Annotated in this window: 8 protein-coding genes and 1 pseudogene; 3 read left to right on the top strand and 6 right to left on the bottom strand. The window is 69.6% G+C overall.

The genetic code is table 11. From position 1 onward, the window contains the following. From FV220_RS22190 to FV220_RS22210, 5 genes are all read right to left on the bottom strand, one after another. Positions 1-450: DUF937 domain-containing protein (locus tag FV220_RS22190; protein ID WP_147833246.1), on the bottom strand; the 450-nt coding region annotated here is incomplete at its 3' end. Positions 451-569: 119 nt separating this feature from the next. Beyond that, positions 570-2,024 (bottom strand): MATE family efflux transporter, encoded by a 1,455-nt coding sequence (locus FV220_RS22195; RefSeq protein ID WP_147833247.1) that lies wholly within the window; start codon positions 2,022-2,024, stop codon positions 570-572. Next, positions 2,017-3,909 (bottom strand): monovalent cation:proton antiporter-2 (CPA2) family protein, encoded by a 1,893-nt coding sequence (locus FV220_RS22200; RefSeq protein WP_147833248.1) that lies wholly within the window; start codon positions 3,907-3,909, stop codon positions 2,017-2,019. The genes FV220_RS22195 and FV220_RS22200 overlap by 8 nt, the downstream gene beginning before the upstream one ends. Positions 3,910-4,064: 155 nt before the next feature. Continuing rightward, positions 4,065-4,355, bottom strand: coding sequence for a DUF1127 domain-containing protein (locus FV220_RS22205; RefSeq protein ID WP_056140417.1), 291 nt, complete (start codon positions 4,353-4,355; stop codon positions 4,065-4,067). Positions 4,356-4,617: 262 nt separating this feature from the next. Beyond that, the gene (locus FV220_RS22210) at positions 4,618-4,908 is read right to left on the bottom strand and encodes a DUF1127 domain-containing protein (RefSeq protein WP_147833249.1); all 291 of its coding nucleotides are present in this window, start codon (positions 4,906-4,908) and stop codon (positions 4,618-4,620) included. A 119-nt stretch (positions 4,909-5,027) separates the two neighbouring features. On the opposite strand from FV220_RS22210, the gene FV220_RS22215 reads away from it, so the two are divergent. After that, positions 5,028-6,425: a PLP-dependent aminotransferase family protein gene (locus FV220_RS22215; protein ID WP_147833250.1), complete on the top strand. Its 1,398-nt coding sequence runs from the start codon at positions 5,028-5,030 to the stop codon at positions 6,423-6,425. Positions 6,426-6,516: 91 nt separating this feature from the next. After that, positions 6,517-7,758, top strand: a complete 1,242-nt coding sequence (locus FV220_RS22220; protein WP_187273496.1) for an acyl-CoA dehydrogenase family protein — start codon at positions 6,517-6,519, stop codon at positions 7,756-7,758. Positions 7,759-7,813: 55 nt separating this feature from the next. Here the strand turns inward: FV220_RS22220 and FV220_RS22225 are convergent, their stop codons facing one another. After that, positions 7,814-9,436, bottom strand: a complete 1,623-nt coding sequence (locus tag FV220_RS22225; RefSeq protein ID WP_147833251.1) for a hypothetical protein — start codon at positions 9,434-9,436, stop codon at positions 7,814-7,816. Between the two features lie 255 nt (positions 9,437-9,691). On the opposite strand from FV220_RS22225, the pseudogene FV220_RS22230 reads away from it, so the two are divergent. After that, positions 9,692-9,794 (top strand): annotated as a pseudogene (locus FV220_RS22230) (IS5/IS1182 family transposase); the annotation flags it as partial.

Here is a 9,794-nt window from a genome sequence, read left to right on the forward strand (position 1 = left end):
GGTCGGGTTGCCGATGGGGGAGGGCGGAGGCGCCGCCGGGGCCGGAGCCGCCTGGCCGGGGTTCATCATGACGTGGACGATCCCCGCCACCACCATCCCGGCCATGAGCGGCAGCATCTGCCGCAACGCCGGTGTCGCGACGCCGCTCACCGCCGCGGCCTGCTGCAGCACGGCCTGCCCCAGATGCTGCGAGCCGAAGAGCTGGCGCATCATGGCGTCCATCTGCGGCTTGGCCTGCGTGGTGGCGGACGCGCTCGGGTCCATGAAGCTGAACATCTGGGTGAAGCCGGTGGGATCGGCGGCGGCGTTGCGCTGGAGGCCCAGCGTCAGGGCCGGCATCAGCGCTTCCATGGCCCGCCGGGTCTGGTCCGGCGACAGGCCGAATTGCTGGCCGAAACCGTTGGCGCCCATTCCGCCTTGCGCCTGCATGAGATCGAACAGGTTGAACATGGCGGAAGCCTTCCGAATCCCATCGCGGCCAGGCGGAAATGCTTCAGCCCGCTGTCGAGGAGCGAACTCTGTCGCATCCCAGCGGCACTTACCAGCCCGGGATCATGCCCGTACCGGCACTAAACCAGTGCGTTCGGCCTCTCCGGGGCCGGAATATCGCCTCCGGAGGCATCCGCATCGGCCTCCGATGCCATTTTCGGCGCGAGACCGGCCCGTTTCTCCAGTTGCCCCACGGTGCGAAAGGCCAGCGCGATCCCGATCGCCCCGAAGGCGACCGAGCCGAACCCCACCCCGGCGATGATGCCCTTCGGGCCGTACAGATGGGCGCCGAGGAGGGCCGGCGGAACGGTCCCGATGGTCGCCCGGCCCCAGTTGAGGAAGGTCGACAGGAAGGGAAAGCCGAGATTGTTGAACGAGGCGTTGGCGAGGAACAGCAGCCCGGTGAAGAACCACACGCCCCCGCTCACGAGGCAGAAGAAGACGAAGAGCTCGGCGGCGGTGCCGGTCAGTTCGAACAGGCCCGTCAGCGGTCCGCGAAAGACGATCAGGGCGGCCCAGACCACCACGACATAGGCCGCCGTCACCAGCGCCCCATCCCGCAGCACGCCGCGCATGCGGTCGAACCGGCCCGCTCCCCAGTTCTGCCCGAGGATGGGGCCGATGGAGCCGGACATGGCGAAGAGGCCGCCGAAGGCCACCGGGGTCAGCCGGTCGATCACCACGTTGCCGGCCACCGCCACGGCGCCGAACTTGGCCAGCGCGTGGGCTATGAAGGCGCTCGCCACCGAGGGGGCGAGGTTGGTGAGCACGGCGGGCAGGGCGATCCTGAACACGGTGGGCGCGTCCGCGATCACGTCCGCCAATGTGGGGGCGGCCAGCATCCTGTGCTGGCGCACGCCCCAGAGGCCGACGAGGGCGAAGGTCGCCCGCGCCACGCAGGTGGTGATCGCCGCCCCGTCGATCCCCAGACCCGCCGTGAAGATGAGGAGGGGATCGAGGCCGGCGGTGACGATGGCGCCGCCCAGCGTCACGTACATGGCCTGGCGTGCCGCGCCGACGGCGCGTAGCAGGCCGGAGAACATCATGCCCGGCCCCATCAGCAGGTTCGAGGGCAGGGCGATCCAGAGGAAGCGCTCGGCCACGGGAAGCGTCTCGGCATCGGCGCCGATCCAGGACAGGATGAGGGGCAGGAACGGCAGCATCGCGAGAACGAGGATGCCCGAGACGGCGATGCCATGGATCGAGGCCGAGGTGGCGAGCCGACGCGCGCCCGCTTCGTCGCCGGCCCCGATCGCCCGCGAGACCAGGGCCCCGGCGGCGATCATCAGGCCGATATTGATGGCGATGGCGAAGAACTGGACGATGGTGGCGAAACCCACCGCCGCCGTGAGCGTCGGGTCCCCGAGCTTGGAGACGTAGATCAGCGAGAGCAGGTCGACCACGAAGATCGCCATCAGGCCGATGGAGCCCGTGCCGGTCATCACCACCACGTGCCGCAGGATCGATCCCGTGACGAACCGTCCGGCCTCCTGTCGGACGGCGGGATGTCCCGCCGCCTTGCGGGTGTCAGGCATCCGACGGGGTGTCCTGGGGTTGCAGCGTGCGGGTCGCCGCCTCGCGCCGCTCGAGACCGATGATGTCCCGCGTCTCGGTGCTCAGCGCCCGCGAGGGGCGCTTGGGCTCGGTGAGCGGTTCCGGCTTGATCTCGGTGCTGCCGCCCATGTAGCGCGATTCCTCCGGAAGAGCGCCCGCCTGCTGCAGGACGAGGCGGGCGACGTCGCGCTTGCGCACGTCCTGGGCTGTAGCGGCGGCGGCCTCCGCCGGGATGCCGAGCCCTTCGAGGGTGGCGCGGCCGAAGGCGATGGCCGATTCCACCGTCTCGCGCAGCTGGTAATCCACGTCCCGGTTCATCAGTTCCACCGCATGCATCCGGTCGTAGGCGCGCACATAGGTGCGCACCGCCGTGAATTCCTCGTGCACGATGTCGACGATCTTGAGGGCGGCCTGCGGGTCGTCGACGCAGATGCAGAGCAGTTCCGCCCGGCCCACTCCGGCGGCGCGCAGCACGTCGAGGCGGGTGCCGTCGCCGTAATAGATGCGGAAGCCGAAGCGCGAGGCGCTGCGGATCTGCTCCACGTCCTTGTCGATCACCGTGACGCTGATCCCCTCGGCGAGCAGCACCTGGGTCAGGATCTGGCCGAAGCGGCCGAAGCCGACGACGAGGACGCGGGCCTCGGTGCTCTCGATCTGGTCGGGGGCATGCTCGGCCGCCTCCGGCCGGTGGCGGGACAGGTAGCCGTCGAGGGCCTTGGCGGCGACGGGGCCGACCAGCATGGTGAGGGCGGCCAGCGCCACCGCGAAGCGCGTGGAGGGCTGGTCGATCAGGCCGAGTTCGGCGCCCGCCGGCAGCAGCACGAAGGCGAACTCGCCGGCCGGCGCGAGAATCGCGGCCCCGCGCACCGCGTCGAGCCAGGGCGAGCCGAACAGGCGGAACAGGCTGGCCACCAGCCCGACCTTGATGAGGATGGCCGCCGCCGTCGCCCCGAGCAGGGCGGGCCACGCGCTCTTGAGCAGGCCGCCGTCGATGGACATGCCCACGCTCATGAAGAACAGGCCGAGGAGCATGCCGCGGAACGGCTCGATATCGGCTTCGAGCTGGTGCCGGAAATTCGATTCGGCGAGCAGCACGCCGGCGAGGAAGGCGCCCATGGGCATCGACAGGCCGACATGCTCCATCAGCATCGCCGTGCCGAGCACCACGAGGAGGGCCGCCGCCGTCATCACCTCGCGCGCGCCGCTGGCCGCGAGCAGGCTGAAGAACGGGTTGAGGCCGTAGCGGCCCACCAGAACCACGGCGAGGAGTGCGCCCCCCACCGTGGCGGTGGATTGAAGGGCCTGGCCGAGCCACGCGTCGTTGCCGCTGCTGCCGGTGGAGGCGAGGAGCGGCATCAGGGCGAGGATCGCCACGACGGAGATGTCTTGGAACAGGAGCACCGCGAAGGCGCGGCCGCCATAGGGCGTGCCGAGGTCTCCGCGCTCCTCGAGGAGCTGCAGCGCCACCGCCGTGGCCGACAGGGCGAGGGCGACGCCGATGACGAGGCTCGCGGCCGGGGTGAGCCCGAACAGGGCACCGGCGCCGGCAAGCACAATGGTGCAGAGCAGCAGCTGCGTCGCACCGAGCCCGAAAATGTCGCGCCGCATCGAGATCAGTCGCGAAATCTCGAGTTCGAGGCCGACGATGAAGAGAAGGAGGACGACGCCGAGCTCCGCGACGCTCGCGGCGGTCTCCGGCTCGGCGATGAGCGAGAACCCGAAGGGGCCGATGACGACGCCCGCGACGAGATATCCGAGCACGGCGCTCTGACCGATGAGACGGAAGATCGGCACGCCGATCACCGCCGCCGACAGGAAGGTCAGCACCGGCGGCAGGAAGCTCACATGGGTTGAGGCGCTCGCCATGTCGATCCGGTCTGTGAGGAGTGGGGTCGCCCGCGGCCGATGCCGTAGGCGCGTCGCCGTGCTCTCCTCTTAGACCAGGGGCACCGCCCCCGCCACGCCTCCATGGCGTGGACGGGCGGTGTCGGATCCATCACCGGTGCGGAGCGGCACGCGGTTCAGGCGAAGCGGCGCGTCACCTGGCGGACGGCGCGATGGGCCAGGATGATCTTCGTGGCGTCCGAAGGCGTAGGCGCGTCGTAGGCGTCGAGGACGTCCCAGCGGGTCAGGCCGATATCGTTCAATTCCCGCTCGGAAAGCGAGCCGAGCTCCACGAGGCCGCGCTCGTCGGCATCGTTGCGCGAGAAAACGGAGGCGGCCTTGGTGACGAGGCTGCCGACGAAGCGGGTGGCCCGTCCGACCTGTTCGGCTGCTGCGTCGCCCGGGGTCCAGTTGAGGGTGCTGTTCATGATCCTAGTGTCCAGGTTCTCGGCGCACGTTCACGATGAGGAAGGTGATGCACGACGAGGAAGGTGATGAGGGTGATGTGCGCCCCCTTCGCCGTGAATGACGTGCGATCGAACACTTAGCCTCAATAGACTTGCGGTGCCTGCAGGTCTGGTAGAACCGGACCACGGATAAACCTCAATCACCATCCGATTGACCAGTTTGGCGGCATGCCGAATTCGAAGTCATGCTCAATAATGCACGTTCTGCTGTTCTGATCAGATCTTAACGACTTGGGCGGCGGCGCGCCTCCCGTCTCTCGTCCCGGCGGCTTATCAGGAACTGGGAGGCATCGGCCGGGCCGGCGCCCGCATCCGTCACGTCCTGCCGGATCAGGCCGATATCCTTCAGCTCGCGATCGGTCATGACGCTGAGCTTGTGCAGGACCCGACGATTGATGGCCTGGCGCGACAGCTCGGCGGCGGCCTTCGCCAGGAGCCGGCGAGCGAACCGCGCGAGCCGTCCGGCCCGGTCACCGGCCCCGGTGCCGGCTTGCTGCTTCAGGAGCGTGGTCATCAATCGTCCTCGTCTCGCCCGTCGTGATCGTTCGGTCGTGATGCGCTCCGGGGCACTGGCGACGATAGGGACAGTCCAGTACGCTTCGCCTGAATTGTCCGGACGGTGGAGCAGGACAGATGGCGGGATCGGCGCGGACCACGCCCACCCTGGTGGACACGGTCTCCTCCGCGATCACGGAGCGGATCGCCGGGCGGCAGCTCATGCCCGGCGCGCGGCTGCCCTCGGTGCGGGCTTTCGCCGAATCCATGGGCGTGTCGAAATCCACCGTGGTGGAGGCCTATGAGCGCCTCGGCGCGGAAGGCGCCATCGTCGCGCGCCGGGGCTCGGGGTTCTATGTGGCGGGCAAGACCCGCCCGCTCTGCCTGAAGGAGATCGGGCCGCAGCTCGACCGGGCGGTGGACCCGCTCTGGATCACCCGACAATCCATGCAGTCCGGGCCGGAGCTGCTGAAGCCCGGTTCCGGCTGGCTGCCCTCGTCATGGATGCCCGAGGAAGCGATCCGGCGCGCCCTGCGCCACATCGCCCGCGACGCCGATTCGAACGTGATCTGCTACGACAAGCCCCTCGGCTTTCCGCCGTTGCGGAGCCAGATCGCCCGGCGGCTCGCCGACAAGGGTGTCGAGGCGGAGGCCGACCAGATCGTCCTGACGGATTCGGCGACACAGGCCGTGGACCTGCTGTGCCGTTTCCTCCTCGACCCGGGCGATACCGTGCTGGTCGATGACCCCTGCTACTTCAACTACCATGCGCTGCTGCGGGCGAACCGCGCGAAGGTGGTGGGCGTGCCCTTCACCCCCGCCGGGCCGGACGTCGCCGAGCTCGAACGGCTGATCGTCGAGCACCGGCCCCGGTTCTACCTGACCAATTCCGCGCTCCATAACCCCACCGGCGCCACCCTGGCCCCGGCCGTGGCCCACCGCGTCCTCAAGCTCGCCGAGGCGCACGACATGCTCATCGTCGAGGACGACATCTTTGGCGATCTCGAAGCCGACCCGGCCCCGCGTCTGGCGGGGTTCGACGGGCTCGACCGGGTGATCGCGGTGGGCAGTTTCTCGAAGACCCTCTCGGCCTCGATCCGCTGCGGCTACATCGCCCTGCGCCCCGACTGGGTGGAGGGGCTGATCGACCTGAAGCTCGCCCTCAGCCTCGGCAACGGACATCTCTCGGCGACGCTGATGCACCGCCTCATCACCGACGGAGCCTATCGCCGCCACCTCGCGGAAATCCGCGAAAAGCTCGCCCGCGCCATGGGCGAGACCGCACGGCGGCTGGAGCGCTGCGGCCTGACGATCTGGACCGAGCCGCGCGGCGGTCTCTTCCTCTGGGCGCGCCTGCCGGACGGGCTCGATTCCGCCGATGTCGCGCGCCATGCCCTCGCCAGGGACGTGGTGCTGGCCCCGGGCGCCGCCTTCAGTGCCGGGGCTGGCGGTCGCGAGTTCCTGCGCTTCAACGTGGCTCATTGCGCCGATCCGAGGACGTTTTCGGTGTTGGAAGACGCCATGGCGGCGGTTTGATCCGGGTCCGGTTGGCCCTGCCCGGAACCCACCGCCCGGGCCGAGGCTTTGAAGAGATACGGCAAAGCTCAAAAATATGTCGGGAGAACTCATGTCGAAGCCGGAGTTGTCGAAGCCGAAGTTGAAGCAGCCGCGTCCGCCCGAACTGTTCTCGCCCTGGCGCACGGAGGCGCGCGCCCGGCTCCAGCAGGAGGCCCGCGATTTCGCCAGGGATGTGGTCCTGCCGCTTGCCGACGAACTCGACCGGCAGAAGGCCGAGATGCCGCGCTCGCTCATCGACGCCATGGCGAAGAAGGGCTGGTTCGGCATCACCATCCCGGCCGAGCATGGCGGGCTCGGCCTCGGCGTGTTCGAATATTGCCTCGTCTCGGAGGAATTGGCCCGCGCCTGGCTCTCCGTCGGCAGCATCCTGGCGCGGGGGCAGGGGCTCGGCACCCAGACCCTCGACGAGGAGCGCCGCCGCGCTCTTCTGCAAAGATCGGCGCGCGGCGAGTGGATCGGCGGCATCGCCCTGTCCGAGCCCACCGCCGGTTCCGATCTCGCCGGCGTCCGGACCCGCGCGGTGCGCGACGGGGACGATTGGGTGCTCACCGGGACCAAGCGCTGGGCGGGCTTCGCGCTCGCCGCCGACTTCATCGAAGTCCTGGCCCGCACCCGCGAACCGGAGCCGGGCGAGCCGCGCTCGGCCGGGTTGGAGCCGTTCCTCGTGGTCAAGACGCCCGGCACGTTCCCAGAGGGCATGACCGGGCATGTCATCGACAAGATCGGCTATCACGGCTTCCTCACCTTCGAGCTCGAACTCGACGGCGTGCGCGTGCCCGAGGGCGACCGCCTCACCGGCCTCTACGGCGATGGCGGCGCGGATGCGGATTCCGGCGGCTTCGCCTCGGTGCAGCGCGGCCTCAACATCGCCCGCGTCCACACCGCCGCCCGCGCCGTCGGCGTCGCCCGCGCGGCGGTGGAGGATTGCCAGCTCTACCTGCAGGAGCGCGAGCAGTTCGGCCATCCGATCGGCGAGTTCCAAGCCCTGCGCTTCGCGCTTGCCGACATGTCGGCGGAGGTCGATCAGGCCCGCGCCTACTGGCAACAGGTGGCCCACCGCCTCGACGAGGGCGAGGCGGCCGAGAGCGAATCCGCCAAGGTGAAGCTGCTGGCCACCGAGATGGCGGTGCGCGTCACCAATCAGGCGATGCAGCTCCACGGCGGCAACGGCTACACCACCGAACGCCGGGTGGAACGCTACTGGCGCGACGCGCGGCTCACCACGATCTTCGAGGGAACCAGTGAGATCCAGCGGCGAATCATCAGCGACCGGATGCTGGGGCGGGTGTGAGGGAAACGCCCTCACGCTCGGGCGGTGTCACCGCCGGCGGACCGACCGTCGCGGATCACTCCCAGCGGTCGATCCGATAGGTGGCGGTGCCGATAGCGCTCTCGACGCGGATCCGATGATCCCCATCCTGGCCGACGAGGAGACCGTTGGCCGTGCCCTCCTCGACGCCCTCGATCCTGTGGGCTTTCGAATAGGCCTCGATCACGGCCCGTACCCCGTGCAGGTCCGAGCGCAGGAACTCGGGGAACAGGCAGAGGCCCGAGGCGGCGTCATCCTGCGCGCCATCGAGGATCAGCACCGCGCCCGTCCTGTGGTGGCGATATCGGTCCGCGCCGGACCACAGGACTGGCAGGAGCGTGGCCCCCGTCACCGGCACCCACGCTCCCTCGGGCAGGCGCCAGCGCGTCGGGGTCGAGCCGTTCACGTAGATGTACCAGGAGACGGGGTTGCGCGCCTCGGGGCGGTCCCATTGCAGGAGGGGCGGCGCGTCGGGATCGACGGCGGTGACGAGGCCGCAAAAGGTCATCCGCTCCGCCGTGAACACCCACATCCGCTGCGCGTCAGGGAGGACGTCGCGGGCGAACTTCGACCAGGTGACCGTCTGGGCCGGCATGTCGAGCACGGCTTCGGGCACGGCCGCCTGCCTCGCCTTCAGACCCCCGAAGATGCCGGAGGCGGTGTGGGAGGCCGTCGCTTCGGCCGGCGCCGCCCCATGGCGCGGGCGCCAGATCGTCGGGATCTCGTCGAGATGCGCGTAGCGGCGGCGCAAGGCCGGTTCGAGACCGAGCTGGGCGAAGAGGCGTTCGGCCTGGGCGATGGTGCCCGCCCTCGGTGCGGCCTGCGGGCGCTGGTAGGCGAGCGGGTGCATCTTGGCGGCGAAGCGTGCCTTGACCGTCGCGAAATCCCGGCCCTCTGCGATGTCCGCCAGCAACGTGCCGATCATCCCGCCGCGCGGCGTGCAGAAGCCGGGCGGCGCATTGGCGACGGCCCGCCACAGGATCGCGTCCCGCTTCGGGCCGGCCTTGCGCGGAACCTCGTCGTGCAGGCGCAGGAGAAACTCGGCCGGGCCGATCACCTTCTCGGAGCGGTACAGCGCCTCGGCCCGCAGGAGGGTGAGGGCCTGCGCCACGACGCGCCGGTCGAACACGTCGAGGGCGTGGGAGAGCGTGCGGAAATCCTCGCGCCGCGCCGCCATCGCCTGCCGGGCGGTGACCACGATGCCGCTGTAGCGTCGCGTTTCCGGCACCGCGAGCGAGAAATGGGGAAAGCCGCCGGCCGTGGGGCGGCCCCAGGTCTCGCCGGAGGCCAGGAAGGCGGAGCGGATCGGGGCGCCGGTGACGGCTCCCATCATCGCCGTGACGGCGGGCCGGTAGAGGTCGGGAACGGTATCGGGGCTCCACAGCGCGGAGGCGATGCCGCCGTTCTTCGTGACGGTGACGAGGCGGCCGAAGCGGCGCAGGAAGGTCAGGCAGCAGGAGCAGGTGTGATAGGGCCGCCGCTCCGCCGGCAGGTGCTCGAGGAAGAGCGGACCGAGATCGGGAGCGTCGACCTCGAAGAGATGGCCGTCGGCCGCGACGACGGCGTCGAACCGCGCCTGCACGGCGCGCGAAAACGCCTCGAACGTGGCCGCTTCGCCCGCCGCCGGGGGCGGAGGCGCGGTTCCGGCGTCACTGGTCATGGTCGGCCTCCGTTATTGGCCCAGAGGCTCGCCTCCGCGCCCGAGAGAGATCGATGCTCTGCCCGTCGGCAGATGAAGGGCGCCCAAGAATGCGATCAGATCGAGGGAGGATCGAGCAATACTCCTCCGGAACGGTATATCGGGGAGTTTAAGGCGGAGGGTTTGTCGGTACAATGCCGCGCCTCTCGTCCGGCGAGAGTGACTTAGAGCGCCTAACAGAACGGCACCGAACGTTGCTTTCAGCGTTGGTTTGGCATGGCCAGACCGCTTCTCCCCGATGATCTCTGGGATGAGATCGCTCCGCTCCTCCCGCCGCCTCGGCCGCGTCCGAAGGGCGGGCGTCGTCCGATCGAGAACC

The organism is Methylobacterium sp. WL19 (genome assembly GCF_008040005.1).
Lineage (GTDB): Bacteria > Pseudomonadota > Alphaproteobacteria > Rhizobiales > Beijerinckiaceae > Methylobacterium > Methylobacterium bullatum.

What these genes read in the sequence shown, in the direction of transcription:
- FV220_RS22200 (WP_147833248.1), bottom strand. Translation starts at nt 3,909, where the DNA reads ATGGCGAGCGCCTCAACCCATGTGAGCTTCCTGCCGCCGGTGCTGACC.
- FV220_RS22210 (WP_147833249.1), bottom strand. Translation starts at nt 4,908, where the DNA reads ATGACCACGCTCCTGAAGCAGCAAGCCGGCACCGGGGCCGGTGACCGG.
- FV220_RS22215 (WP_147833250.1), top strand. Translation starts at nt 5,028, where the DNA reads ATGGCGGGATCGGCGCGGACCACGCCCACCCTGGTGGACACGGTCTCC.
- FV220_RS22195 (WP_147833247.1), bottom strand. Translation starts at nt 2,024, where the DNA reads ATGCCTGACACCCGCAAGGCGGCGGGACATCCCGCCGTCCGACAGGAG.
- FV220_RS22225 (WP_147833251.1), bottom strand. Translation starts at nt 9,436, where the DNA reads ATGACCAGTGACGCCGGAACCGCGCCTCCGCCCCCGGCGGCGGGCGAA.
- FV220_RS22220 (WP_187273496.1), top strand. Translation starts at nt 6,517, where the DNA reads ATGTCGAAGCCGGAGTTGTCGAAGCCGAAGTTGAAGCAGCCGCGTCCG.
- FV220_RS22205 (WP_056140417.1), bottom strand. Translation starts at nt 4,355, where the DNA reads ATGAACAGCACCCTCAACTGGACCCCGGGCGACGCAGCAGCCGAACAG.